At 45.5% G+C, this 26,136-nt stretch carries 19 protein-coding genes; 7 read left to right on the top strand and 12 right to left on the bottom strand.

The genetic code is table 11. The features are described from left to right. The first annotated feature begins 5 nt into the window (after window positions 1–5). Window positions 6–3,158: a multidrug efflux RND transporter permease subunit VmeZ gene (vmeZ, locus tag R7P80_RS09970; RefSeq protein ID WP_225491549.1), complete on the top strand. Its 3,153-nt coding sequence runs from the start codon at window positions 6–8 to the stop codon at window positions 3,156–3,158. An 89-nt stretch (window positions 3,159–3,247) separates the two neighbouring features. Here the strand turns inward: vmeZ and R7P80_RS09965 are convergent, their stop codons facing one another. After that, on the bottom strand, window positions 3,248–5,017 hold the full coding sequence (locus R7P80_RS09965; protein WP_025767924.1) for a methyl-accepting chemotaxis protein: 1,770 nt from the start codon (window positions 5,015–5,017) through the stop codon (window positions 3,248–3,250). A 100-nt stretch (window positions 5,018–5,117) separates the two neighbouring features. Continuing rightward, window positions 5,118–5,531 carry an alternative ribosome rescue aminoacyl-tRNA hydrolase ArfB gene (arfB, locus tag R7P80_RS09960; RefSeq protein WP_005389036.1) on the bottom strand — a complete coding sequence of 138 codons (414 nt, stop codon included), beginning with the start codon at window positions 5,529–5,531 and terminating at the stop codon, window positions 5,118–5,120. Between the two features lie 76 nt (window positions 5,532–5,607). On the opposite strand from arfB, the gene R7P80_RS09955 reads away from it, so the two are divergent. After that, window positions 5,608–6,210: a beta-phosphoglucomutase family hydrolase gene (locus tag R7P80_RS09955; protein ID WP_017819896.1), complete on the top strand. Its 603-nt coding sequence runs from the start codon at window positions 5,608–5,610 to the stop codon at window positions 6,208–6,210. An 88-nt stretch (window positions 6,211–6,298) separates the two neighbouring features. On the opposite strand, the gene R7P80_RS09950 is transcribed toward R7P80_RS09955, so the two are convergent. Further along, window positions 6,299–7,291 carry an OmpA family protein gene (locus tag R7P80_RS09950; RefSeq protein ID WP_005373499.1) on the bottom strand — a complete coding sequence of 331 codons (993 nt, stop codon included), beginning with the start codon at window positions 7,289–7,291 and terminating at the stop codon, window positions 6,299–6,301. Between the two features lie 459 nt (window positions 7,292–7,750). On the opposite strand from R7P80_RS09950, the gene aroG reads away from it, so the two are divergent. The 3 genes from aroG (at window position 7,751) to R7P80_RS09935 (ending at window position 11,907) form a co-directional block, all read left to right on the top strand. Beyond that, window positions 7,751–8,803 (top strand): 3-deoxy-7-phosphoheptulonate synthase AroG, encoded by a 1,053-nt coding sequence (gene aroG / locus R7P80_RS09945; RefSeq protein ID WP_017635200.1) that lies wholly within the window; start codon window positions 7,751–7,753, stop codon window positions 8,801–8,803. Between the two features lie 159 nt (window positions 8,804–8,962). Further along, on the top strand, window positions 8,963–10,135 hold the full coding sequence (locus tag R7P80_RS09940; RefSeq protein WP_025767923.1) for an MFS transporter: 1,173 nt from the start codon (window positions 8,963–8,965) through the stop codon (window positions 10,133–10,135). A gap of 209 nt (window positions 10,136–10,344) precedes the next feature. Further along, window positions 10,345–11,907, top strand: a complete 1,563-nt coding sequence (locus R7P80_RS09935) for a methyl-accepting chemotaxis protein (protein ID WP_017819900.1) — start codon at window positions 10,345–10,347, stop codon at window positions 11,905–11,907. 141 nt (window positions 11,908–12,048) lie between these two features. Here R7P80_RS09935 and tkt read toward each other — a convergent pair whose 3' ends face one another. Together tkt and tal are read right to left on the bottom strand one after the other, a co-directional pair. Continuing rightward, entirely contained in the window at window positions 12,049–14,040 is a 1,992-nt protein-coding gene (gene tkt / locus R7P80_RS09930) for a transketolase (RefSeq protein WP_225491550.1), read from the bottom strand. A gap of 125 nt (window positions 14,041–14,165) precedes the next feature. Next, a complete protein-coding gene (gene tal / locus R7P80_RS09925; RefSeq protein ID WP_005373488.1) occupies window positions 14,166–15,116 on the bottom strand; it encodes a transaldolase in 951 nt (316 codons plus the stop codon). A gap of 466 nt (window positions 15,117–15,582) precedes the next feature. Between tal and R7P80_RS09920 the strand changes: the two genes are divergently transcribed. Continuing rightward, window positions 15,583–16,584, top strand: coding sequence for a sugar-binding transcriptional regulator (locus R7P80_RS09920; RefSeq protein ID WP_005387670.1), 1,002 nt, complete (start codon window positions 15,583–15,585; stop codon window positions 16,582–16,584). Between the two features lie 165 nt (window positions 16,585–16,749). Here the strand turns inward: R7P80_RS09920 and R7P80_RS09915 are convergent, their stop codons facing one another. From R7P80_RS09915 to moeA, 5 genes are all read right to left on the bottom strand, one after another. Beyond that, a complete protein-coding gene (locus R7P80_RS09915; protein WP_206953445.1) occupies window positions 16,750–17,580 on the bottom strand; it encodes a sulfurtransferase in 831 nt (276 codons plus the stop codon). A 140-nt stretch (window positions 17,581–17,720) separates the two neighbouring features. Continuing rightward, window positions 17,721–18,215 carry a hypothetical protein gene (locus tag R7P80_RS09910; RefSeq protein WP_169629067.1) on the bottom strand — a complete coding sequence of 165 codons (495 nt, stop codon included), beginning with the start codon at window positions 18,213–18,215 and terminating at the stop codon, window positions 17,721–17,723. Window positions 18,216–18,227: 12 nt separating this feature from the next. After that, entirely contained in the window at window positions 18,228–20,333 is a 2,106-nt protein-coding gene (locus R7P80_RS09905; RefSeq protein WP_225491551.1) for an LruC domain-containing protein, read from the bottom strand. Between the two features lie 176 nt (window positions 20,334–20,509). Continuing rightward, entirely contained in the window at window positions 20,510–21,259 is a 750-nt protein-coding gene (gene moeB, locus R7P80_RS09900) for a molybdopterin-synthase adenylyltransferase MoeB (RefSeq protein ID WP_042522662.1), read from the bottom strand. A gap of 9 nt (window positions 21,260–21,268) precedes the next feature. Next, complete coding sequence (gene moeA / locus R7P80_RS09895; protein WP_042522661.1) at window positions 21,269–22,504, bottom strand: molybdopterin molybdotransferase MoeA; 1,236 nt, start codon at window positions 22,502–22,504, stop codon at window positions 21,269–21,271. Between the two features lie 287 nt (window positions 22,505–22,791). On the opposite strand from moeA, the gene folE reads away from it, so the two are divergent. Next, window positions 22,792–23,445, top strand: a complete 654-nt coding sequence (folE, locus tag R7P80_RS09890; protein ID WP_005373478.1) for a GTP cyclohydrolase I FolE — start codon at window positions 22,792–22,794, stop codon at window positions 23,443–23,445. Window positions 23,446–23,490: 45 nt separating this feature from the next. Here the strand turns inward: folE and R7P80_RS09885 are convergent, their stop codons facing one another. Together R7P80_RS09885 and clcA are read right to left on the bottom strand one after the other, a co-directional pair. Continuing rightward, window positions 23,491–24,438, bottom strand: a complete 948-nt coding sequence (locus R7P80_RS09885; RefSeq protein ID WP_005373475.1) for a TDT family transporter — start codon at window positions 24,436–24,438, stop codon at window positions 23,491–23,493. A gap of 261 nt (window positions 24,439–24,699) precedes the next feature. Then, window positions 24,700–26,103: a H(+)/Cl(-) exchange transporter ClcA gene (gene clcA, locus R7P80_RS09880; RefSeq protein ID WP_005373473.1), complete on the bottom strand. Its 1,404-nt coding sequence runs from the start codon at window positions 26,101–26,103 to the stop codon at window positions 24,700–24,702. Window positions 26,104–26,136 lie beyond the last annotated feature (33 nt).

Genomic DNA, 26,136 nt, shown 5'->3' with positions numbered 1-26,136 from the left:
GCACTATGTTAAGTCGTTTCTTTATTCAGAGACCTAAATTCGCGCTGGTTATTTCGATCATATTAACGCTAGCCGGCGCGATCTCACTGGCGATTTTGCCAGTGGCTGAGTACCCACAGATAAGCCCGCCATCAGTAAGCGTTTCGGCTTACTACACTGGCGCGAGTGCGGAAGTTGTCGAGCAGGCCATTGCGGACCCCATAGAGACCTCAGTCAACGGCGTTGAGGATATGATATACATGTCTTCAAAGAGCGCGAACGATGGCTCTTACAGCCTAAACGTCACGTTCGATGTTGGCACCGATCCAGATATGGCGCAAGTTAACGTGCAAAACCGCGTGTCACAGATTGAGTCAAAACTGCCTCAAGAAGTTCGCATGGTTGGTGTGACGGTGAAAAAGCGTTCACCTGACTTGCTGATGGTACTTAACTTCTATTCACCTGATGGCAAATACGATGATCAGTTCTTGATTAACTACATTAACTTGAATGTAAAAGATCAGTTGGCTCGTGCGAAAGGTATCAGTGAAGTTAACGTGATTGGTGGTGGCGAATACGCAATGCGTGTTTGGTTAGATCCTGAAAAAATGGCCAACCTTAAGCTAACCACGTCAGACATATACGCCGCTTTGGCTGAACAGAACGTTCAAGTTGCGGCAGGGCGTGTAGGTGCAGCACCATACAACAATCCGCAAGAAGTTCAGTTTAACCTTGTGACCAAAGGTCGCTTGGAAAGCGTGAGTGAGTTTGAGAACGTAGTCCTTCGAGCTAATCCCAATGGCTCTACGGTTTATCTGAAAGATGTTGCTCGCGTTGAACTAGGCAAAAAGTTCTACGATGGTAACGGTAAGTTCCGTGGCCAGGACGCGTCAATCGTTGCGTTGTCTCTTCAATCGGATGCGAATGCGTTAGAAAGTGGTCAGGCCGTCATGGAGCTCCTTGAAGGCTTGAGCAAAAACTTCCCAGAGGGAATGGAATACGAGACCAGCTACGATACAACCGTGTTCGTATCTGAATCGATCAAAGGGGTAGTAAAAACACTGATTGAAGCGATTCTATTGGTGATTGCTGTAACTTACTTGTTCTTGGGTAGTGCGCGTGCAACGTTGATTCCTGTTGTCGCGATCCCCGTTTCTCTGATTGGTACGTTTGCCATCATGCAGGCAACGGGCTTCACCATTAATACGGTTACTTTGTTTGGCTTGATCCTTGCGATTGGTATCGTGGTGGACGATGCGATTCTGGTTATCGAAAACGTCGATACTACCATGGCGAAAGACCCAACCATTTCACCGCGTAAAGCGACGTTGCTAGCGATGAAAGAAGTAACGGGACCAATCATCACGTCGACCTTGGTTCTACTTGCGGTATTCATACCCGTCGCCATGCTGCCAGGTATCACCGGTATCATGTATCGCCAGTTCGCTTTGACCATCTGTATTTCGGTTGTGATTTCATCCATCAATGCATTGACGCTGTCTCCAGCACTTTGTTCTCTGGTATTGAAGCAGGGTGGGGGCAATACCGCTAACTGGTTCCAGGCTTTCAACCGAGGCTTAGAGCGCATCACTACGCGTTATGGCCAGATCGCTGGTTTCTTGGTGAAGAAGTCTTTACTGCTCGTGACGTTCTTTATAGTTGCTATCGCAGCGGTCACTTTCTTTGCGAAAACCACCTCTACAGCGTTTGTTCCTCAAGAAGATAAAGGCATTTTGCTGGTTAACGTACAGCTACCAGATTCAGCCTCTTTATCACGCACTGAAGAAGTCACCAATGATTTAATGAAAATGATCGGTGAAGAACCTGGTGTGGATGGTGTGACGGTTGCGAACGGTTACTCGTTTATGACAGGCGCAGCAGCATCAAACGGTGCTTCTGTATTTATCAAATTGCATGACTGGGATACTCGTAACTCGCTGCAAGGAGAGCACTCTGCTAATGCTATCGCGGCACGTATTAACGGTCGAGCGGCGACAGAGCTACCTCAAGCGGTTGTTTTTGCGATGGGACCACCGGCGGTTCCTGGTATGGGCGCTGCGTCTGGTTTTGAGTTTGTGCTTGAAGACACGCTAGGGCGAAGTCGTACCGATTTGTCGATGGTCATGGGAGAAATGATCCAAGCGGCTAACCAAGCGCCTGAAATTGCCTACACGTTTAGCACGTTCCGCGCGAATGTTCCGCACTACTACGTTGATATCGATCGTGAGAAAGCGCAGCAATTAGGTATTTCGCTGTCGTCTATTTTCCAAACCTTGCAAGGCAACTTAGGTTCGCTTTATGTGAATGACTTCACCATGTTTGGTAAGAACTTCCGCGTAACCATGCAAGCTGATAGCCAGCACCGTAGCAGCATGGAAGATCTAGAGCGTTTCCATGTTCGTTCTTCGAACGGTGATATGGTTCCGTTAAGTACGCTAGTGAGCTACGAGCAAGTGTTTGAGCCTGATGTGGCATGGCGTTACAACATGTACCGCAGTGCTATCATTCAAGGCCAACCAGCTCCGGGTTACTCTAGTGGTGATGCGATTGCCGCAATGGAACGCGTTGCTGCTGAAGTTCTTCCGCAAGGGTACACGTATGAATGGACAGGTATGGCTTATCAGGAAGTGCTCGCGGGTAACCAAGCCATTTATGCGTTTGCGCTGGCTTTGATCTTCATTTACTTGTTTATGGTGGCTCAGTATGAAAGTTGGAGTATTCCACTGGCTATTATTTTGGTGGTCCCAGTAGCCACGTTAGGTTCCTTCCTTGCGTTAAATCTAACTGGCACGCCGCTTAACTTGTATGCCCAAATTGGTCTTGTCTTGCTCATAGCCTTGGCGGCGAAAAACGCAATTTTGATTGTGGAGTTCGCCAAGCAAGAGCGTGAAGAAAAAGATGCTGATATCGATAGTGCAGCGGTTAAAGGAGGCACGTTACGTTTCCGCGCTGTGAATATGACATCTTGGTCATTTATCCTGGGTATCTTCCCGCTTATCTTTGCCGCTGGCGCGGGGCACGTGAGTCAAAACTCACTCGGCGTGTCGCTGATTGGTGGTCTATTGTGTGTGCTTCTAGCAGGTACATTCTTGATCCCAGGCTTCTACGCTCTGGTGCAAAGACAGCGTGAGAAAGTTCATGGCGGCAACACCAAGCTGGTTCCTCTTGATGATGAATAATCACATCCGAAGTGCGCAGTAAGCACGAAGTGACAATTGAAAAAAAGCCCGAAGCAATGATTGCTTCGGGCTTTCTATTTTGAAAAGGGTTATTTTAGCGCAGTTTTGAATTGTGCAACGGCTTCATCCATATCATGAGCTTGAGCAGAGACAGAGTTCACTTCATGCAAGCATTCCTGAGCGGATTGCATGTTATTCTCAGATATTGCGTTTAGCTCGGTGATTGAACCGCTAACTTGGTTCATCACGATACCTTGTTCTTCAATTGCTGAAGCTATGCGCTCCGAATTACCTTGAATTGAATGCATGTCAGTAATGATCTGTTGCAGGCTAGAATCCAGTTTTTCAGAAGCATTAAGTGTTTGTTGCCCTTGATCGTTACATTGATCAATATCAGCAACAACTGTAGACATTTGAGTTTGAATGTCTGCAACGACCCGCGTGATTTCCTCTGTGGATTGATGAGTTCGGCTAGCTAGGGCGCGTACTTCATCGGCGACAACTGCAAACCCGCGGCCTTGTTCGCCTGCTCGCGCGGCTTCAATTGCTGCGTTGAGAGCTAGTAGGTTGGTTTGCTCTGCTATTTCTTGGATGATGTTCACGGCACCACCAATTTTATCTACATGCTGATTCAGCGAGCCAATCGACTGCTGGCTGTTTGATAAAATCGTGGTTAGTTGACCGATGTTGGTTACCGTCGCCTCAACAACTCCTCGACCTTGTTCGGCATTATTCGCTGCCTGATGTACGCCTTCTACCGCAACTGATGTGCTTTCAGAGATTTCACCTATTGTGGCAACCATTTGCTGAACTGCCGTCGCCATTGATGCTGTGTGGTCAGTTTGCGTGTGGAATTGCTCCATAACGCCTTCTAACTCACGATGCATATTATCGGTACTTGCAGTGAGTTGCGCCGATTTTTCTTGGGTACTACTAATTAGATGCTCAAGCTTATCCAATAGGTCATTGAGGTGATGACTGATATCAAATAGCTCGTCTTGACCTTTCAAATCAGATCGAAGTCCCATGTTGTTCGTTTCGCTGATACTTCGAATGGTGCCAAGTAAGCTATTCACTCGCGTATTGATTGAACGTGAAATTTGCCAAATCAATGCGAAAATAACGACTAAGATCAGAGCTGTAATGACCTGCTTGATGGTCGACATTTGTTCATCACGTTGTGCGGCAGCAGAGCTAAGGGCTGTGGAAAAGGTTTCAAATTGCTCTTCTACGGCATGAGATAATGCGCGAGTTTCACCGAGTAGGCCTTTGTCATAAGCAACCCCAACAACTTGCTTTTGGGCCGCCAATTGCTTACCTGTTTTGATAAGCTCAGGAGCATATTGCCCCTCAAGCAAGTCACTATTGAATAGTCCTGCTTTTACCGCAGAGTCAAAACGGACTAATGCCAATAACTGCTGGTGGTCTGAACGTTGTTTTGCTTCTAATAGTGCTTGTTCGTAACCAGCGAGAAGCCCACTCTTTGAATCAAGCCCGTATCGTTGGTAAGCGCTGACCAGATTCTGAAAGCCCCTTTGGTATGCGAGCAAGTCTTGCTTAAATTGTTGACTGGAAGGTAATTCATTACTCTTGAGTATGTTCGCAAGCTCTTTTTCTGTGTCTATAAACTTGTCAACATTGGCGTCAAACTTATTTAGATATTTGTCATTACTACGTAGTAGGAAATCTTTTTCATTTCTGCGTAAGTTGAGTAAGCGTATTTCTAGATCACCAACGAGTTTGATGGCGTGATTAAGGTCATTGCTCTTATTTTCAAAATGGGATGACGTACCCAAAAGGGCCACGATGCCTAAAATGGCGATAACTCCGAGGAAGTAGAGTTTTTGCCTAATAGTCATATTGTTGTTTCCTGAATAAGTAACTAAAAAGAGAAATCCAATGAGATTTCCAAGGGCTAGCAAACGTTGTTCAACTAACATGTCGAGAACACGACATGCACTAATACAGCACTTTTTTACGTTGCTGTTTTTTCGCTCCGTGCTTGTTTTTTGTATCAAGTCGTCGGCGTTGAGAAGCGCGGGTTGGTTTCGTTTTAATACGCTTCTTCTCCTGTAAAGCGGCAGCTTTTATCAATGCTTGAAGCCGATTTAGGGCGTCTTCCTTATTTTGTTCTTGTGTCCGAAATTGTTGCGCTTTGATGATGATCACGCCATCTTTACTTATACGACTATCAGAAAGTGCAAGTAATCGCTCTTTGTAAAAGTCAGGTAAGCTGGAATTCCGGATATCAAAGCGCAGGTGTATAGCGGACGCTACCTTGTTAACGTTCTGGCCACCATTTCCTTGAGCTCTAATTGGGGATAATTGAATTTCCCACTCTTGAATTGTGACGGAGTTCGAAATTTTGAGCATGATAAGTAAATGCCGGTAAGGACGATTGAAAGAGCTGATAAATTAACATTACAGATGCACAAATAGAAGAAAAGACATGAGCACGATTGATTTTAGACCCTATGAGGGATTCATATTTGATATGGATGGTACTCTAATCGATACCATGCCAGCCCACTTGGCAGCTTGGCAAGCAACTGCTGAGCGTTTTGATTTTCCGTTTTGCCAGGAATGGTTTCACAGTTTGGGAGGGATGCCGAGCTTTAAAATTGTTGAGGAACTAAATCGTGTGCATGAGCTTTCGTTAGATCCTAAAACTGTCGCGACATTTAAAATGGAAACATTCGCTGCTATGGAGCTTCATGGTGACGTTATTCCTTGCACGAACATCGTGTTAGAGGAATATTTAGGCCATAAGAAAATTGCAGTCGGGACTGGCAGCCAACGAGAAAGTGCCATGCGCTTATTAAGTCATGCAGGTTTATTAGACAAGTTGGATGTTGTAGTAACCGCGAGTGATGTAGAGAACCATAAACCCTTTCCAGATACCTTTTTGGTGGCCGCGGAACAACTCGACTTGGAGGCGTCACAGTGTCTTGTGTTCGAGGATACTGAGTTGGGGAAGCGAGCGGCGCATGCAGCTGGTATGGATTGCGTTATGGTGCAAGATAATGAGTTGATCTTTTTCCCAAAACCATAGTGGCAATATCCCTTAATATGAGATCAAAATGGGGTGCAAATGCACCCCATTAATTTTTACCACATCATCGATCATGAATCATAGATGCTTATTCTGGTTGAACTAGCTCTTGATATTCAAATGAAGGTACCACAACTTCTACGCGACGGTTTTTCTCACGACCTTCGCGAGTGCTGTTGTCAGCAACTGGGTTTTCTTCACCCATACCTTTAACTGTCAAACGATCTGAACCAATGCCAGCTGCGGTTAGGTAATCAGCAACAGATTGAGCACGACGCTCAGACAGTTTTTGGTTGTATGCCGCAGGGCCTGAGCTATCCGTGTAACCAGTAATCTCTACTTGAGCTTGAGGATATTCGTTCAAGAATGAAACAAAGTTGTCCAGACGTTCAGAAACGGACTCTGTTAACTTAGCACTATCGAATTCAAACGTACCTGTACCGTACTCTTCTTTGTGCACCTTGCTCATCATCACTGGTTCTGGATCTGGCTCGATCACTTCTTCCGTTACAACTGCTGCAACAACTGGAGCTGCTGCGAATTTGTAGTTAACACCGATACCAAAGAAGTTAGCATCCATGTCGTCCCACACGTCGTCAGACATGTCTTGGTAACGTTGGTATTCAGCGCGAACACTCCAGTTTCTATCGATCGAGTATTCAGCACCCAAAGAACCTGTTGGGACAAAGTCTGTTTCGTCATCAGACATCATGTAAGCACCACCGATCTTAGCAAACAGATTCCAAGAGTCGTTTAAGTGCCAGTTGAATTTAGGTGCAAGTGTTAAAGCCGTTAGATTGCCGTCAATCGTATTAATCGTATTAGCCCCTGACCTAGAGTTTCCTTCATAGTCGCCTAAGAAGTCTACGCCGTACTCTAGCCCGATGATATCGGTAAAGTCATAACCGATATGTAGTCCTGCACCGAACGCTTCATCATCACAAGGGCTATTTAGATAGCAAGCGTCGTCAAGTGTAGTCATGCCCACTTTGCCCCCGATGTACATTTCAGCTTGAGCAGAGTTTAAAAGCGCGCTACTACCAGCTACCACTGCTGCTACTGCAATTGCTACTTTGTTCATAATGTTTCCTTGTATTGATTGCATATTAACTTCTACTTCGTTTTATCAAAAAATTAGAAAAAACCAGCGTTTATAAGAAATTAGTTTAATATTCTAATCATTTCATATCAAGCAACAATATATTTGAACTTGATCAACATTTACTACCCAAAAATACCTCACAAACTTCTGATATTTCTTACATTGTAGTAAAGATTTTTTGGTGCATAAGAAAATTGATGATTATTTTGAACTTTTTTTCGTAAACTTTACTTTACATTGTGCGCGGTGGTTAACAGGTGGTTTTTATTTGCATTTATTTGCAAAAACTGATTGCAAGTCTACGCCTAAGCCGATAAGTTACTTAAACGCTAGACAGAAAATGACCACAGCCCTTGATGCTGCTCGCTTTGTGAACAATGTTGCAATGAGTTCAGTTGGTAAGAATGGGGTCGGAAATAAAACCAGGAAGTAGAAGTAATGTTTCAAACTGATGATGTAAGAATAAATAGAGTAAAAGAGTTATTGCCACCTGTTGCAGTATTAGAGAAGTTCCCAGCGACTGAAACCGCTTCTTCGACCACTTTTGATTGCCGTAACGCCATTCACAATATTCTTGAAGGAAAAGACGATCGATTACTCGTGATCGTTGGCCCGTGTTCTATTCACGATCCGGCTGCCGCGGTTGAGTACGGTAAAAAGCTAAAAGTACTACGTGATGAACTGGGCGAGCAGCTTGAGGTTGTTATGCGAGTTTATTTTGAAAAGCCGCGTACAACCGTTGGTTGGAAAGGCCTTATCAATGACCCTTACTTAAATGACACCTATAAGCTAAATGATGGTCTACGTATCGGACGTAAACTTCTTCTTGATCTAACCGATATGGGCTTGCCAACGGCAAGTGAATTCTTAGATATGATCACACCTCAGTACGTGGCGGATTTGATCAGTTGGGGCGCTATCGGTGCTCGTACGACAGAATCTCAGGTTCACCGCGAGCTAGCTTCTGGTCTTTCTTGTCCTGTAGGTTTCAAAAACGGTACAGACGGGAATATTAAAATAGCGAGCGACGCGATTCGTTCTGCAAGCGCTTCCCATCACTTCCTTTCAGTAACAAAATACGGTCATTCCGCGATCGTAGAAACCGCTGGTAATCCAGACTGCCATATTATTCTACGTGGCGGTAAAGAACCAAACTACAGTGCAGCACATGTAGCTCAAATTAAAGATGAGCTGGACACTGCAGGTCTGCCGAAAAAAGTGATGATTGATTTTAGCCATGCTAACAGCTCGAAGCAGTTCAAGCGTCAAATGCTGGTGTCTGATGATGTATCCGAACAAATCTCTGCTGGCGAAGAAGCCATTTTTGGTGTGATGATCGAGTCTCATTTAGTTGAAGGTCGCCAAGACTTAGTGGATGGCAAAGCAGCCACTTATGGTCAGTCGATTACTGATGCATGTATTGGTTGGGAAGATACGGAAACGGTACTTCGTCAGCTTTCTGATGCAGTAAAAGCGCGCCGCAACAAGTAAGCTCAACAGAAAAACTTTTTAAAAGCGAAAAGTGAATAGTGAAGAGCCAGAGGTACTATGCCTCTGGCTCTTTTTGTTGAGAATTACTCTCGTATCTTTCTATTGTTTCTGCTTTCCTATATGTTATCTGTATACGTTGTAACCAAAAGGAATTTGGAATTGAATCGTAATGTATGGCTTCTATCCCTCTGCCAAGCCTTATTAATGACAGGGAATATTTTACTCATATCTGTTATCGCCCTTATTGGCAAAACACTTGCGCCGTCATCAAGTTTTATCACATTACCAGTTGCACTGCAGTTTTTGGGACTGATGGCCGCGACAATTCCTGCGTCGCTAATTATGGGCAAGTTAGGGCGTCGCCTTGGTTTTAGCCTTGGCAATGTCATTGGCATTTTGGGTGCTAGTCTAGCGACGTATGCATTAAGTCAACAAAACTTCTATCTGTTCTGCATGTCTACGTTTTTGCTTGGTGTTGGTATAGGTTTCGGTACTCTATACAGGTTTGCTGCCATTGAAGTGTGTGAAGAGTCGGCAAGGCATAGGGCGATTTCGATATCTATGGCGGGTGGGGTGTTAGCGGCGATCCTTGGACCTAATTTGGCGGTGTACTCACAACAGTGGTCAGGTGATGGCTTATACATTAGTGCATTTGCTGTGCTTGTCGTGCTTTATATAACCGCGTTGGTTGTGCTACAAACCATTCGTTTTCCACCTGCACACACACAGGCGCTACACGCTAAGGCGGATAAGCTGAGACTGATTATTCGTCGACCTAATTTCATGCTGGCAGTTATCGCGGCAATGGTTGCGTACGCGGTGATGAACATTTTAATGACAGCAACTCCTTTAGCGATGATTGGTTGTGGCTTTGATTTTGATAAAGCGGCGGGAGTGATCGAATGGCACGTGTTGGGTATGTTTGCACCTGCGTTTGTCACGGGCCGTCTGATAGAGCGGTTTGGCGCTAAGAATATGATTTTGGCGGGTGGATTGCTATTTGTTGCTTGTATTGGAATTAATATACATGGAGTGTCTATCTGGCATTTTAGTCTTGCTTTAATCCTGTTAGGAATAGGGTGGAACTTTATGTTTATCGCAGCAACTGGGCTGTTTAGTCAAAGCTATGAAGCGAAAAACAGAAGCAAGGCTCAAGCGTTTAATGAATTCTTCGTGTTCAGTTGTGTCACCATCACCGCATTACTATCTGGTTGGCTTGAGTCTACCGTAGGTTGGCAGAATCTTAATTTGTATGTTCTTCCATTTGTGTTACTCGTTATCGCGATGTTTGCGTTAAAAACGAATAAAAAGCCAGAATCACAAACCGCTTAATTAAGTCTTAATACATAACCCGGCCGCTCGTGCCGGGTTTGTTTATTAGCTCAAATCAACAATCTCTTCTTTATGTTTTTATCGATAATGTGAATTCCCATAATAAAAATGTCGATTTGATAAGACTTTTTATCTAACTTTTTGTAATAAAAATAAAAATCCTGTATATATCTTGCCGAAAATCAATAAAAACTAAAGAAGTTTCGTCTATGTCAGCCAATATTTCTCATAAAGCTCAAGAAACTCTCGTGAGGGAGTCTGAGGAACTCGTCTCAACAACGAACTTACAAGGTGTTATTACATATTGTAATGAAGCCTTTTGCCGCGTTGCTGAATACACTCACGAAGAACTTGTCGGTCAGAACCACAATATAGTTCGTCATAATGATATGCCTAAAGCCGCTTTCGGTGACATGTGGGCACGCCTTAAACAAGGTAAAGCCTGGCGTGGAATGGTTAAGAATGCCACTAAGTCTGGCGGTTACTATTGGGTTGATGCTTATGTCACCCCTATCTACGAAGACAACCATGTTGTTGGGTATCAATCAGTGCGCGTGAAACCAAAGCGAGAGTGGGTTGATATTGCGACAAAAGCCTACAAAAGCATGCGTGCTGCAGAGAAGTCTGGTCGAACTTGGTCGTTGAAAATCAATGAAACCATTCGCTATGCGATTCTACTTGGTGCACTAACCGCACCTGCAACCGCATATGCGTTGTCTGTTGAAGGGCCGTTGGCTTGGCTTGCAAGTGCGTTACCTGCAAGTGTTCTGGCTCTGTTATTCCGCCAAGAGTTAATTGATACACCTCAGCAACTTAAAAAGTTACAAAAGCAATATGACAGCGTAAGTCGCTTGATCTATTCCGGTAACACGGCATTTTCGATTGCCGATTTCCATATCAAAATGCTATCCGCAAGAATTCGAACCGTGTTAGGAAGAATGACTGACTCCGCATTGCCTTTGCAGCATTGCGCCGAAGAGCTTAGTCAAACAACGGCAGAAGTCTCGGCTGCATTAAATCAGCAAAATACCGATATTCATCGTGTGCGAGATGCTACCCAAGAGGTGGAGTCGTCGGCAAATTCGGTTTCTTCGAGTACCAATGATGCCCATATGTTGATTGATGATACATTGAAGTCATGCTTGATGGCGAAGGAGACCATCGATCAAACGCACACCAATCTAGCGAAGTTAAGCCTTCAAGCTGAAAAAGCGACGGAAACGACGTATCAACTGAGTGATCAGGCGCAGAAGGTGAACCATTTGATGGAAGAGATTGGTGGGATCGCAGAGCAAACCAATTTACTGGCACTTAACGCGGCGATTGAAGCAGCAAGGGCAGGGGAGCAAGGTCGTGGTTTTGCTGTTGTAGCTGATGAGGTCCGCGCGCTTTCTGGGCGCACATCCAATGCAACTGAACAAATCCAAGCTTCTATCTCCACTATGTTGGCAACGATTCAAAGTTGGCAGAAAGATATTCTGGCAAACAAAGAGCAAACCGATGCCTGTTCTCAAGTAGCAGAACAAAGCGCGTTGCGTTTGTCTGAAGTTGAACAGATGATGCAAACCATGAGTGGGCTGATGGTTGATGTAGCAGAAGCGGCGAATAACCAGTTAAAGCTATCTAGTGATGTAAACCAGCACATTCATTCTATCGCTTCGACCGCAGAACAAAACTTGGCAGCAACACATTCAGTGGAACAAAACAGCCGGCAGTTAAAAGACCAAGTACAAGATTTCTATCAGCTCGCACTTCGATTTGAAGACAAATAGTCGTAACGAAAGTTGTAATGTTTATGTCCTGGCTGCGTTTATGCGAATAGGAGCCAGATAAAAGAAAGCCCCGCCATTGCTGGTGGGGCTTTTCAGTTTTCACATTCGCAATAGAGAAAACTGACTATCTTTTTACTGCAATTACGCGAGTAGCTCTTTTGCTGTGTGCACTACGTTTTCAGTCGTGAAACCAAACATTTTGAATAGTTCGCCGGCTGGTGCAGATTCACCGAATGAAGTCATACCAATGATGCGACCGTCGAAGCCTACGTACTTGTACCAGAAGTCAGCAATACCTGCTTCAATTGCGATACGCGCTGTTACGTCTGATGGCAGTACAGCTTCACGGTAAGCGGCGTCTTGTTTGTCAAACGCATCTGTTGATGGCATTGAAACAACGCGTACTTTCTTACCTTCAGTAGTTAGCTGTGCTGCTGCTTCTACTGCTAGTTCAACTTCAGAACCTGTTGCGATAAGGATTAGCTCAGGCTTGCCTTCGCAATCTTTCAGAATGTAAGCACCTTTCGCGATGTCTGCTACTTGTTCTGCTGTGCGCTCTTGTTGCGCAAGGTTTTGACGAGAGAAGATAAGTGCTGTCGGTGCATCTTTACGTTCAATCGCTAGTTTCCAAGCTACAGCGGACTCAACTTGGTCACATGGACGCCATGTGCTCATGTTTGGTGTTAGGCGTAGCGATGCCATTTGCTCAACTGGTTGGTGAGTTGGACCATCTTCGCCAAGACCGATAGAGTCATGCGTGTACACTTGGATGTTCTGAATTTTCATCAGCGCAGCCATACGCATTGCGTTACGTGCGTACTCCATGAACATTAGGAATGTTGCGCCGTAAGGAACGAAACCACCGTGTAGCGCGATACCGTTCATGATCGCTGTCATACCGAATTCACGTACGCCGTAGTGGATGTAGTTACCAGAGAAGTCGCTTGCTTCTAGAGACTTAGAACCAGACCACATGGTTAGGTTAGAAGGTGCTAGGTCAGCAGAGCCACCCATGAACTCTGGTAGTAGAGCACCAAATGCTTCTAGAGCATTTTGAGACGCTTTACGTGATGCAATGTTTGCTGGGTTAGCTTGAAGATCAGCAATGATTTGGCTTGCTTTCTCTTCCCACTGTGCAGGAAGCTCACCGTTTACGCGGCGTTTAAATTCAGCTGCCAGCTCAGGGTACGCTGCTTCATAAGCTGCAAATTTCTCGTTCCACGCTGCTTCCTTAGCTGCGCCTGTTTCTTTCGCTGACCATTCTGCGTAGACTTCTTGCGGAATTTCAAAAGGACCGTGCTCCCAACCTAGTTCTTTGCGTGTTGCTGCGATTTCTTCTGCACCTAGTGGCGCACCGTGACAATCGTGTGAACCAGATTTGTTTGGTGAACCAAAACCGATGATAGTCTTAGTACAGATAAGTGTAGGACGTGGATCCGCTTTCGCTGCTTCAATTGCTGCGTTGATTGCGTCAGCATCGTGACCATCGACTGCAGGGATTACGTGCCAACCGTAAGCTTCGAAACGCTTAGGTGTGTCGTCAGAGAACCAACCTTCAACGTGACCGTCGATAGAGATGCCGTTGTCATCCCAGAATGCGATCAGCTTGCCTAGACCAAGAGTACCTGCAAGAGAACATGCCTCGTGCGAAATACCTTCCATCAGACAGCCGTCGCCCATGAACACGTAAGTGAAGTGGTCAACGATGTCGTGGCCTTCTTTGTTGAATTGCGCTGCTAGCGCTTTTTCAGCTAGAGCCATACCAACCGCGTTAGTGATGCCTTGACCTAGCGGACCCGTTGTGGTCTCGATACCTGGCGCGTAACCATACTCTGGGTGACCAGGAGTTTTAGAGTGAAGCTGACGGAAGTTTTTCAGATCGTCGATAGACAACTCGTAACCTGCAAGGTGCAGTAGAGAGTAAATCAGCATTGAGCCGTGGCCGTTAGACAGTACGAAACGGTCGCGGTCTGCCCACTCAGGGTTTGATGGGTTGTGGTTTAGATGAGAGCGCCAAAGAACTTCAGCGATGTCAGCCATACCCATAGGTGCACCTGGGTGACCAGAGTTAGCTTGTTGAACACCATCCATGCTTAGCGCACGGATTGCATTTGCTAGATGTTTACGATCCATAGTGATTACTTCTCGATATTTGATTTAAATAGAGGGAACTCGCCGAAACAAGTTCAAATAGAATTTTTTGAAAATAGTGCTGATGGTAAAAGCGAGTAGACGGGCTACTCGCTTTTGGTAAGCAATTAAAGCTTAGCTTCGATCATCGCTTCTAGTTTGCCTTGGTCAACGGCGAAGTTGCGGATACCTTCAGCCAGCTTCTCAACAGCCATTGGGTCTTGGTTATGTTCCCATAGGAACTCAGCGTGAGTCATTGGTGCTGGACGCTCAGCTGCGCCTTTAGAATCAACTAGTTTCTCAACTACTTCACCTTCAGCTGCTTCTAGTTCTGCAAGTAGAGCAGGAGCTATAGTTAGACGGTCACAACCAGCTAGTTCTAAGATCTCACCGATGTTACGGAAGCTTGCGCCCATAACTACAGTTTTGTAGCCGTATTCTTTGTAGTAGTTGTAGATCTTAGTTACAGATAGTACGCCTGGATCTTCTTGAGCTTCGAAGTCACGGCCTTCTTTCGCTTTGTACCAGTCCATGATACGACCAACGAATGGCGAGATTAGGAATACACCCGCTTCTGCACAAGCACGTGCTTGAGCGAACGAGAATAGAAGCGTTAGGTTACAGTTGATGCCTTCTTTTTCTAGGATCTCAGCTGCGCGAATGCCTTCCCAAGTTGAAGCCAGTTTGATAAGGATACGGTCGTTAGTGATGCCAGCATCGTTGTACATTTTCACTAGTTGACGAGCTTTCGCTACGCTGCCTTCCATATCGTAAGATAGACGAGCGTCTACTTCTGTAGAGATACGACCTGGGATAGTTTTTAGGATTTCTTTACCGATGTTTACTGCAAGCATGTCACAAGTATCTTGAACTTGTTGAGCTTTGTCGTTGCTCTGTGCTTTAGCGTATTCGATTGAAGCATCGATTAGAGGTGCGTACTCTGCGATTTGAGCGGCTTTAAGGATAAGAGAAGGGTTAGTTGTTGCGTCTTCTGGCTGATACTTTTTAATTGCATCAATTTCGCCAGTGTCTGCTACTACAGTCGTTAGTTTACGAAGTTGCTCTAACTTGTTGCTCATAATCGATCATCCTATTTAAATGGGCTTAAGCGTGATTTTTGTTATCACAGCTTGTGCATTTGCAAGCGAGTTAGCTAACCGTCTCATCGCATTTAATGAGACATCTGCTCAGCCAACTACGGAAAATTTCGTTACCGAACAAATGCTATGAACATTTGATCGATAGCTGAGTAAATGATGTGTCCATATTTATCCTATCTATGCTGAAAGTCAATCGCTGAAATGGACTTATAGTGAACTTCATCAACGTTTTTTTACTGTGTGTTTAGTGGTTAACCCAAATAAACGTTTGCCCTTATTGTTCAAAGCTTGAGCGTTGTCCAAGAGGGTAAAAAATTGTAGTGAGAAAATGTTATTGCGATGAGCAAATGTAGCGTTTAAATTGATAAAGAACATATGCTAAGTCAATGAGCATATGTTCACTTATTGCATACAATATCGATCCTCTTAAAGGGCGAGAGAAACCATGAGCAGTTCTAATCAAGATATTTCCATTGAAAACACGGATTTGTTGACAGAGATTTCCGTCGCGTATTATCAAGACGGTGCGACTCAGGAAGAGATATCGAGAAAATTTGCCATATCACGCGCAAAGGTCGGGCGAATGCTCAAGCAGGCGCGTGATGAAGGCATTGTTGAAATTACCGTTAAATACCATCCGGTGTTCAGCGCCAAGATCGAACAACGTTTGATCGAGCGATTCGGCGTTAAGCGCGCGCTTGTTGCTCTTGATCAACCGAATGAAGAAGCGCAACGACTACAGGTATCGGGATTGGTGTCCAATTATCTCACTAGCACGCTCAAAAACGGCATGGTGGTGACGGTCGGACAAGGGCGCAACGTATCGTCCGTCGCTCACCATATAGGTGTTATTACGCCGCGTGACTGTAAATTTGTGTGTGGCATTGGTGGTATTCACCCGCGTGGCGGTATGTATAACGCCGACCATATTTGTCGTCAGTTGGCGAAGAAGTATGGGGGAACCTCTGAAACCCTTTATGCGCCGGCATACGCAGAAAATAGAGAACAGAAGTTGGCCTTCATGCAAAATGCAACCGTGAAACAAACGCTCGACCTAGCGCGTAAAGCCGATGTCGCTTTGGTTGGTATTGGTGACATGAGCGAAAACAGTTACATGGTCGACTTAGGTTGGTTTACGCCTGATGAAGTGGTTCAGTCGAGACTTCAACAAGGTGTGGTAGGGGATTTTGCAGGTTATGACTTCTTTGATATTCACGGTAATGTAGCGAACACGGTAATGAGTGACCGAGTAATTGGACTTGGTATTGAAGAGTTTCGGCCGATCTCGGAAGTTATTGCGATCGCAGCTGAGAACAGCAAGCCACTCGCTCTACTCGGAGCATTAAGAACTGGAGCGATAGACGTGATCGCCACGAGCGTTAGCAACGCATTAACCGTGCTCAACTTAGATGAGCAAATGCACGGTAACGCGACATCTGAACGCTAACGGAAATAGTCGGCTTTTGATGTAGTCAGGCTATGAGGAGGGACAAATCACTCATAGCCAGTTTCTATTTCGAAATGACAAGTTTGGTTTAGAAGCTGCGTTTAGTTTATTGGAACACATCATCTTTAGATAAACGTAAGATACTTTGTTAAACAGACACTTGTCTTAACACTCGATAGGTAGAGAGTGGTCTGCACCCCATTCGGTCCAAGAACCGTCGTACACCGACAGGTTGTCCAGACCAATTTGATACGCCGCGAGTAATAAAATGCATGCGGTTACACCGGAACCGCAACTAAAAATAATCGAATTGTCACTATCTATCGTTAGTGCGCTAAATATCTGTTGCAACTCTGAATTTGGTTTAATGTGACCGTTGGTCAAGAGTTCTTGAAACGGTAAGCAAACCGAATTTGGAATGTGCCCACTACGTAGACCTTCTCGTGGCTCAGGCACTTCACCAAGGAAGCGAGCTTTGGCTCTGGCATCGATGATATTGGCACTTTTATTGGTTGAATGAGCAAGAACATCTTGTGCACTCAAAAAGGCATTTTGGTTGAGCTTACCCGTAAAGTTGCCTTCTTCGCTTGGTTGCGATAGGGCACTTTCGGCAGGGAGTCCTGCTTCAATCCAAGCTGGAAGACCGCCATTTAAGACTCGAACATTGTCATGCCCCATGGCTTTGAACATCCACCAAGCTCTTGGTGCCGCTAAAGTGCCTGAGTTGTCATAAACCACAATCAAGTCTTCGTTGTTCAAACCGAGTTGTTGCGCACTTTGGTTGAAGCCTTCTTCTGTTGGCATCATATGCGGTAGGGAGGAGCCGGGTAAGCAAAAGTCATTGTCGTAATCAAAGCGTAAAGTATTTGGAATCCACTTATCTTGAATCTTTTTGCCTTCAGAAGGGATTTGAAACGCAATACTAGCGTCGAGGAGCTTGACGTTAGGTTGGCCGAGAAGGCTATTGAGTTCATCAGTACTAATCAGTGCTTGCATTGTCTTTAGTTTGTTAGGTGGATAATCTTACTGTTTTACAACAAAAAAATCGCATGTTCAAAAGAACGATGCGATTTTTAAGCTTGAGATTGAAGATTTATGATGAAGGGGCGCTTTCGCTATGCCTTCAATCTATCTAGTTACATGGTCCAAGTGTTGTCTCCAGAAGTAATCACTTTCTGAATTGGGTCACTACCGTCATAGAACCAAATTTCAACAAGTAGGCTACCTTGGCTATCAGAAACATTAAAGTCGACATTTGCTGTACCATTGTTGAGTGGAACCGATGCGACTTTGCTTGGGTATTTTGCATCGTAGTTACCTGAACTGTTCTCGACAAACTCTTTGTACACGCTTAGGTGTGCTCGTTGTGAAGAGAAACCACTGATGTCTACATTGAGCGTACCTTCCGTCACTGGGTTGTAGCTAAAGCCATCTGGTACTACTAGATCATGCATGGTTGCATCTTCCACTGTTACCGTTGTCTCTTCTTCAGTAGTTTCTTCCTGCTGGGTAGTATCTTCCTCTGGCACCGTGGTTTGGGTTGGTGGAGGTGGTGTACTGTTACCACCACCGCCGCCTCCGCCACAAGCCATTAGTGCTAATCCCATGATGATTGTGATAAGTGCTTTCATAATGTTATCTCCCTATGGAATGTAGCATTTGTTAGGTGTTGGAGAGGTGTGCCAATCTGTGCTTAGTTCGCCACCAGACTCAGCCCAAGTTTGGAATTGAGGGTATGCATCGACCATGTCTACACGCTCTAGCGGCCAATCCCAATCTTCTACTATCAGCAGTGCCCAAGGTAAGTTGTTTGCTGTTTTGAAGTACACTCCTTGTGCAGGGTCACTTGCATCGACGCCGACACCGAAGAGGTTTTGGTCATCAAACTGTTCTGTTGGTGCTTGGTCTGCTAAGTGAACTTCCCATTTACGACCTGGTTGGAAGGTAATCCCGTCGCCATGGTAAGTCCCCGGCGTTGCGAAGATGAACGGGTCGTATGGCATGGCTTGAATGGCTGAACGGTCAGAGCCTTCGGTGAAGTACACATTCAAGGTAAAGGTGAGTGAAACGTTATCATCACAGCCAGACTCGGTACGGAAGTAGCTACAGCTGCTCGCCGCGTGTGTGCTTAAGTCTTCACTGATGATGAAAATTGCTTCATCAGAAATACTTTCCAAACCATTAGATGCTTGTTCTACACCATTGAAGGATAGCGTTGTTAATCCGTTTTCAATCGAGCTTCTCAATACACCCGGTAGTCGGATTGCGAAGCCATTTTTGTAACTTGCGCCGTAGGCCGCTAGGTCACCTGTAATCTGGATATTCTCAACATGACCAGCAAGACTGGTTTCAGTGATGCGGAATTTCACGACCACATCGTTCATGTCGTAGTCTGCGGTGTATGGCCAGTTATCTTCGTAAGCCACGGTGGCGTAATCTTCTGCACTCGGGAAATACTCCACTGAGTAACCATTACCAGTGATGGTAATTGGGTAATCTTCCACCTCACCAGACGTCGAACCACCATCGTAGTTTAATCCGGTTTGTTGGCTAAAGCGGAATCGACTCCAGCTTGAACCTTCCGTTGCAGCGGTTGAAACTACAAACGGTAGGGGATTATTACCCGCAGACAGTAATTGGTCGGTAAAGACTTGCTCACCTTCATCATCAAAGTCACCATCGCGGTTCCAGTCAAACCATGCTGATAGGTAGCCAGAAGTAGAAGCTGTCACATTCACAATTGAGCTTAAGCCTGGATCAAGTGCGGATACAAAACCAACACCATCTTCATCGGCTGTGCCCACAGAGTTATCGTTTGCCTGTCCGTCGGCATCACCATCTGGAGCGACGGAACCAAGCCAAGTTACACCGTCCACTTCGTGACGAGGACCGTTTGACGCAAGTGTTGTGTGGTAGCTGTCTGGAGCATCACCGAAATCAATTGGCTCGTCTTCGTTAATCACCGGAGCATTTGCACAACGTGCACCGTCATTTTGGCTTGAGCTTGGACCGTTGGATACAAACTCAACCGCAGGAACGATACCTGCTGCGATATTGGCTGCGTTACCTTCCGAAAGGTCAACGCGATAGATTTTGCCATCTTGGTTACGTGACACGTAGTAGTTGCCGTTTACATCGAAGTAGCCAGCACCAAATGTGCCTTTCTCACCTGTGTCACCTATCGCAGTTGCGCTACCGTTTGATGGGTTGAACTGATATAGCACACCAGAGTTGTTGTCGATGCCGTAAAGGGAGCCATCACCTGGATGGAATGCAAAGTCGGTTAGGTTCACTGTCGCTGTTGAGCTAATTTTCACGATGCTCAATGTCGCATTTGGATCAGAATCGAGCGGAGAAAGGTCAATGGAGAAAAGTCCTTTGCCTTTGCGGTACAAGTAGTAGACGTGGTTGTAAACGTCACCTACGTAAAACGTGTGGTCGGTAGGAAGGCCCGAAACATCAAGCGTCTCTGCTTGGAAGTCTTTACCAAGACGAACAATCTTTTTGTTTGTGGTGTCGTAGCCGTAGATATAACGGTCAGTGAAGTTAAAGCCTACACCGTTGATGCCCGAAGCCAAACCTGTGTCGTCCTCTAAAAGAGTCGTAGAGCCTGTAACCAAATTGACGCCATAGATTTGAACCGGGGTTGATTGGAATAGGTATGCTTGGCTTGGGCACGTATCAAATGGCGCCGCTTGTGCATAAGCGCTCACTATTAGAGACCCAAGTAGTAGTGATGTCCTTTTCATAATTCGCCCTCTCATTGGTTCGTGATATATGCAATGAAAGGAATGTGCCAACTTTTAAATTGTTGAATTTTATGAAGTTAAAATTTGTAAGAAGAAGGGTTTTAAATCTGATTGTCAAAATGAGAAAAAAGCCCAACATCGAGTTGGGCTTTTTGGGAATGATTAGAGGTTTAGAACTAACTACAAACCGGACAGGTTGGCATTTTCATCAGATTCATTTCTCGCCAAGACATGCTGAGCGCGTCCAAAATCAGAATTTTGCCTTTCTTTGGTTGGCCGTAATCAGCAATCACTTTAATCGTCTCCATCGCTTGTACTGCGCCAACAATACCCACAACAGGAGCCATGACTCCGGCTTCGACACAACTTAACGCACCGCTGCCGAAGAGGGCACTTAAGCACTGGTAACATGGTTGCGCTGGGTCATCATAAGTAAACACGCTCACTTGGCCTTCCATACGAATAGCCGCGCCTGAAATTAGCGGTGTTTTGGTTGCAAAACATAGGCGGTTAAGTTGATTACGCGTATCGACGTTATCTGATGCATCGACAACAATTGTGTGCTTTTCGATCAAGCTTTTTAGCTCTGTATCATCAAGACGTTTTTCGATGGTATCTACGATAATGTACGGGTTAAGTTCGCGTAGTGCATCAGCAGCCGATTCGACCTTCTTACGACCAATATCCGCATCGTGGTGCAGAACTTGGCGCTGAAGATTAGACAACTCGACGATATCATCATCAATCAGCGTAACTTTACCGACACCAGCAGTGGCCAAATATTGGCTTGATGCACAGCCTAAACCGCCAGCACCAAGCATCAATACTGATGCTTGTTTGAGTGCTTCTTGTCCTTCAAAGTCAAACTGACGAAGAATGATTTGGCGGTTGTAACGCAGCATTTCCTGATCGGAAAGAATATCCACAACGACTTCCTAGTAAAGGGTTGAGTTGAATAGTTGAATCTGAACCGTTTCGCCCACTTCAACTCGGCCGCGTTCACGTTCCAATACAACAAAGCAGTTCGCTAGGCTCATTGAGCGGAACGCACCAGAGCTTTGGTTGCCCGTTGTTTCAACCACAAACTTGCCATCTTCTAATGTGTAGATACCACGTTGGTAATCGGTACGACCTGGCGCTTTCTTAAAGGCGGTTTTGGTTGTTGCCGGAATAGACTCGGGTGCTTTCCATTCTGTATGGCCTGCAAGTTTTGCCAGCATTGGTTGAACAAGCACGTACATAGTAAGAACTGCAGAAACCGGGTTCCCCGGCAGACCACAGAACCAAGCTGTACTTAGCTTACCAAACGCGAAAGGTTTACCCGGCTTGATTGCTAGCTTCCAGAAACCGATTTCCCCAAGTTCTTCAAGAATGTCTTTGGTGTAATCCGCTTCGCCCACACTGACACCGCCTGAGGTCACGACCACATCTGCCAATGTTTGTGCTTTCTCAAAAGTTGCTTTCAGAGTCTCTGGGCAATCTGGAATGATGCCAAGATCAACTGCTTCACAACCGAAGTTCTCAATAAGTGGTTTAATGCCGTAACGGTTGCTGTCGTAGATTTGGCCTTCGTCTAGCGGCTCGCCCAGTGGTTTAAGTTCATCACCAGTAGAGAAGAAAGCAACTTTTGGCTTACGTACTACTGTCACATGGCTTATACCAAGAGACGCAATCATCGGAATATCGCGAGGTGTCAAACGTGCACCTTTTGCCAGTACGATGTCGCCTTGCTTGATGTCGTCACCTGTTGGGCGGATGTTGTTTTGTGGCTTCACGTCGGTTTGGTTGAACTGAATGCCATCATCTGTCACTTCAGTGTTTTCTTGCATGATAACGGCATCACAACCCTGTGGGATTTTTGCGCCAGTCATGATGCGAACACAGGTACCTTGAGGCCATTCACCTTCAAAAGGTTGTCCTGCAAATGATTTACCTGCCAGAGGCAATACAGAAGATGACTCAAGATCTTGAATGCGAATAGCGTAGCCATCCATTGCTGAGTTGTCGAATGGCGGTACGTGGATAGGAGACAAGATTTCTTCTGCCAGTACAAAACCGAGTGCTTCAGCAAGTGGAAGAGAAAGCGTTGTTTGGATAGGTTTGATTCGCGATAACATTTTGTCCATCGCTTCTTCAATTGGCATCAAGCCAGGTGCGTCGCAGCAGCCCATTGAGAAAATCCTGTGTTCTTTTGTTTTGTGGCAACTTTACCATAAAAGGGGACTGAGTAAGAATGTCCACCTATAAAATATGGGTGTAATTATTCAAAAATCCGAGTATCCTTGTCAGCCATCCAAAAGGGGTAAAAAACCTGCGGAGCTCAAGAAAATCAGCTCAGTACCTTCATCTGATGTGACTTGGTGTAAAGACACGAACTGAGCAACTCAAAGCGAAAAGTATGAATGCAATTTTGATTGGGTCTGTACGAAGGCTGAAGTAAAACAAAAGAGGAAGTGGAATGTCAGGTCTTAGCGAGTCAGCGAAGTTAGTAAAAGAAGCGCTAGAGCAACGCGGTTTGGAAACGCCAATGCGCCCAAACAACGTAAGTCGTGAAGAGAAGAAAGAGAAGATCGAACACCACATGCGTGAGATTTTAGGTCTACTTCAACTTGACCTCACTGACGATAGCCTAGAAGAAACCCCTCACCGCATTGCTAAGATGTACGTTGACGAAATCTTCTCTGGTCTGGATTACTCCAACTTTCCTAAAATCACGGTGATTGAGAACAAGATGAACGTGAGCGAGATGGTTCGCGTGAAGGACATCACAGTGACCAGTACTTGTGAACACCACCTTGTGACCATCGATGGCAAGGCTGCTGTGGCTTACATTCCACGTGGCAAGATCATTGGCCTGTCAAAGATCAACCGTATCGTTCGCTTCTTTGCGCAGCGTCCACAAGTTCAAGAACGTATGACTCAGCAAATTCTTGTTGCACTTCAAACGCTGCTTGAGTCCGATGATGTGGCAGTGACGATTGACGCAACACACTACTGCGTGAAATCTCGCGGTGTGATGGATGCAACCAGCGAAACGACAACAACTGCATTGGGTGGCATCTTCAAGAGCAACCCAGCAACGCGTGCCGAATTTCTGCACGGTTTACGCTAGGTAACCAAGTACTATTCTAAGAGGATGGCAAACGCCATCCTTTTTTTATGCTTGTTTAGAAAATGACTTCATGATTTCTGGCCAATACATTTTGACGTAACCTGCCGATACCCAAACAACCAATACAGTCGCGATACTGAGCTCTAGAAAACCAAAGTCGTGTAGCCAGTGCCAGTGAGGGTGCGATTCGGCAAAAAAAGAGGTTAAGCGATGCATTGCGATAGCGCTGATCACGGAAGGAAAGGTTACTGCCGCGATAGAAGGTTGAAACTTCAAGCGAAGTAAGCGGAAGTAACATAAGTAGATCAATAAAGTCATAGTGATGGCGATCCCGGCCAATGCGCCTGTCAGTATCGGATCAGGTAAGGGAAAGTTCACCAAGTATGCTGCTAATGACAAGTTTACCGGCGCGGCCATAATCGCGAGGGTCGGTCTTGCTCGCCTTGGTAGAGAGCCGAAAAACACCAAACGATACAACACGAGTGGCAGCATGAAGAAATAAATGCCGATGCACATCATCGCTAACGTTTCGGAAAATAAGTTGTGACCTAGTTGAGAACCGGCTAGTGAACTACTGATCAGCCCCACCGGATAAAGAAACCAACTCGGTACGATATTGGACATTTTGAAGTTCATTAGCTGAAAGCTAAAAAACAGCACCATCATAGTAAAATGCAGCAAAAGCGCCATAAACCAAAGTGGATAAGCGATGATAGGCGCTACAGCGGCAAGGTAATCTGCAAGGATCAGTAACGCCATACTCATTGGTGCCATTAAACTACCACTCAGCGGGTGACGAATGTCGACCATGAATAATCGTGGATTAGCGGCATATTTTATGAGTACAGGGGCGAGTAAAAGTGCGCCGAGTGACGCCAAAAATGGACGTATCGGTTCACCAATCTCAGGAACATAGAGTGCCCAAGCTTGCCCTAAACCTATCATACCTAGTGCCAACGCGGCTTGAGACGGCGGGACACTATAAAACTGCACAAGTCTTCTCCAGTTCAAATCTACTCCATTTGATTTTTGCCTGAATGAAACGAAACATGACGATTTGGATGAAATGCTCTATTTAAGTAGCGAATACTAACAAGTATGGAGAGGGGTTTCTCATGAAAGGTGGTGAGCAAATATCAGAGAATGATAATTTTGTGAGTTTGGTATCGAATATTTGGGAAAAGATGTAAAAATGCAGAGTTTATCGCTCCAAACCCTTCGATAGTCTGGAGCGAAGTGATAACAAAGAGAATGTTATGTTGATTGATTCTCCGGTAGATCCTGTTGGCGTAACTTTTCGTTTTTGATTGTGCGATGCAGCAGCTGGCTGTAAATAGGTTGTCCACCCAACAATTGAGCAATAATCACAGCGCCCAAACAAGTAATGATCAATGGCAGGATTAAGTAGTAGTTATTCGTCATTTCAATCACTAACAGAATACCTGTAATCGGTGCACGTACCGTTGCTGCAAACAGGGCACCCATGCCCGCAATCGCAAATACACCAGGCTCGATATCAAGCGCAGGGAGTAAGACATCAGCACTTGCTCCGAACGCATAGCCAAATAAGGTTCCCAGAGCAAGCATAGGTGCAAAGATGCCTCCCGGCGCACCAGAACCAAAACAGAGCAGGGTTGTAATTACACGACCAAAGAAAAGCAAAACTAAAATGGATACCGAGTAGTTACCGTTAGTAATGTCAGGAATAAGGCCGATACCACCACCAGTTAGTTGGGGTACGTACAAAAGAAGCAAGCCAAACACGCCTCCCAGTAACGAACCTACAATCAAGTAGCGCTTACGATCGTTTTTGTGAATTGCGACAAAACTGTCTTGTGCCACGGTAATCAGTTTATTGAAGATCACGCCAAACACGCCAAACAATGCGCCAAGCAATAAAAACAGCCATAGGGTTTGAAGCTCTGGCGACTGGTATTGCGGCATAGTGATAACGGCGTCTTGCCCGTTGATGGCGCGAAACACTATGTTCGCCATAATGGCAGAAATGATCACTGCGCGAATTGAGATCAAAGAGTAGCGAAACTGAGGTCGCATTTCCTCCACAACGAACATAATGCCTGCGAGTGGGGCATTAAAAGCCGCAGCCAAACCGCCAGCAGCACCAGAAGCGAGCAGGGAGTGGCGGGTATCGTCATCCTTTACCCGGAATATATCGGTCACCATTCGACCTACAGCACCACCCATTTGAACGGTTGGGCCTTCACGACCCAGCACCATACCTGAGCCAAGTGCGCCCATGCCGCCGAAGAATTTTACTGGTAGAACTCGCCACCAGCGCACTGGACGAATATTATCCATTGCCCCTTCGATTTCAGGAATACCAGAACCTGCCGCTTCTGGCGCAAAGCGGTGCACAAGAAAATAGCCAATAAAAGCTAAAAGTGCGCTAATGAGAACCGCTGCCAGCCACAACGGTAGAACATTACCAATTTCGCTTCTTAACCATTCTGTTCGTGTTTCAGAAACGAAATGAACGGCAAGCTCGAAATACGTACCGACAAAACCAGCCAACGTACCCACAATGGCGGCCATAATGAGAACAGAAAATGGTGTTGACCCTCGAGAGACAAACTGGTTAATCGCATCTTTCGGTACGTGCGCCAACACAGATTTCACAATTCTCTCGCGTTTGGTCATTAACAAGCTCTCCTGTTGCTGGGGGAAGGGACG

Source organism: Vibrio sp. 2092 (genome assembly GCF_033339635.1).
GTDB lineage: Bacteria > Pseudomonadota > Gammaproteobacteria > Enterobacterales > Vibrionaceae > Vibrio > Vibrio alginolyticus.
The sequence above is the reverse complement of the archived record's forward strand: the minus strand, read 5'-3'. Positions and strand labels throughout refer to the sequence as shown.

Bases quoted from the DNA above. Each gene is read 5' to 3' on its own strand.
- vmeZ (WP_225491549.1), top strand. From the start codon at position 6: ATGTTAAGTCGTTTCTTTATTCAGAGACCTAAATTCGCGCTGGTTATT.
- R7P80_RS09965 (WP_025767924.1), bottom strand. From the start codon at position 5,017: ATGACTATTAGGCAAAAACTCTACTTCCTCGGAGTTATCGCCATTTTA.
- arfB (WP_005389036.1), bottom strand. From the start codon at position 5,531: ATGCTCAAAATTTCGAACTCCGTCACAATTCAAGAGTGGGAAATTCAA.
- R7P80_RS09955 (WP_017819896.1), top strand. From the start codon at position 5,608: ATGAGCACGATTGATTTTAGACCCTATGAGGGATTCATATTTGATATG.
- R7P80_RS09950 (WP_005373499.1), bottom strand. From the start codon at position 7,291: ATGAACAAAGTAGCAATTGCAGTAGCAGCAGTGGTAGCTGGTAGTAGC.
- aroG (WP_017635200.1), top strand. From the start codon at position 7,751: ATGTTTCAAACTGATGATGTAAGAATAAATAGAGTAAAAGAGTTATTG.
- R7P80_RS09935 (WP_017819900.1), top strand. From the start codon at position 10,345: ATGTCAGCCAATATTTCTCATAAAGCTCAAGAAACTCTCGTGAGGGAG.
- tkt (WP_225491550.1), bottom strand. From the start codon at position 14,040: ATGGATCGTAAACATCTAGCAAATGCAATCCGTGCGCTAAGCATGGAT.
- tal (WP_005373488.1), bottom strand. From the start codon at position 15,116: ATGAGCAACAAGTTAGAGCAACTTCGTAAACTAACGACTGTAGTAGCA.
- R7P80_RS09920 (WP_005387670.1), top strand. From the start codon at position 15,583: ATGAGCAGTTCTAATCAAGATATTTCCATTGAAAACACGGATTTGTTG.
- R7P80_RS09915 (WP_206953445.1), bottom strand. From the start codon at position 17,580: ATGCAAGCACTGATTAGTACTGATGAACTCAATAGCCTTCTCGGCCAA.
- R7P80_RS09910 (WP_169629067.1), bottom strand. From the start codon at position 18,215: ATGAAAGCACTTATCACAATCATCATGGGATTAGCACTAATGGCTTGT.
- R7P80_RS09905 (WP_225491551.1), bottom strand. From the start codon at position 20,333: ATGAAAAGGACATCACTACTACTTGGGTCTCTAATAGTGAGCGCTTAT.
- moeA (WP_042522661.1), bottom strand. From the start codon at position 22,504: ATGGGCTGCTGCGACGCACCTGGCTTGATGCCAATTGAAGAAGCGATG.
- folE (WP_005373478.1), top strand. From the start codon at position 22,792: ATGTCAGGTCTTAGCGAGTCAGCGAAGTTAGTAAAAGAAGCGCTAGAG.
- clcA (WP_005373473.1), bottom strand. From the start codon at position 26,103: ATGACCAAACGCGAGAGAATTGTGAAATCTGTGTTGGCGCACGTACCG.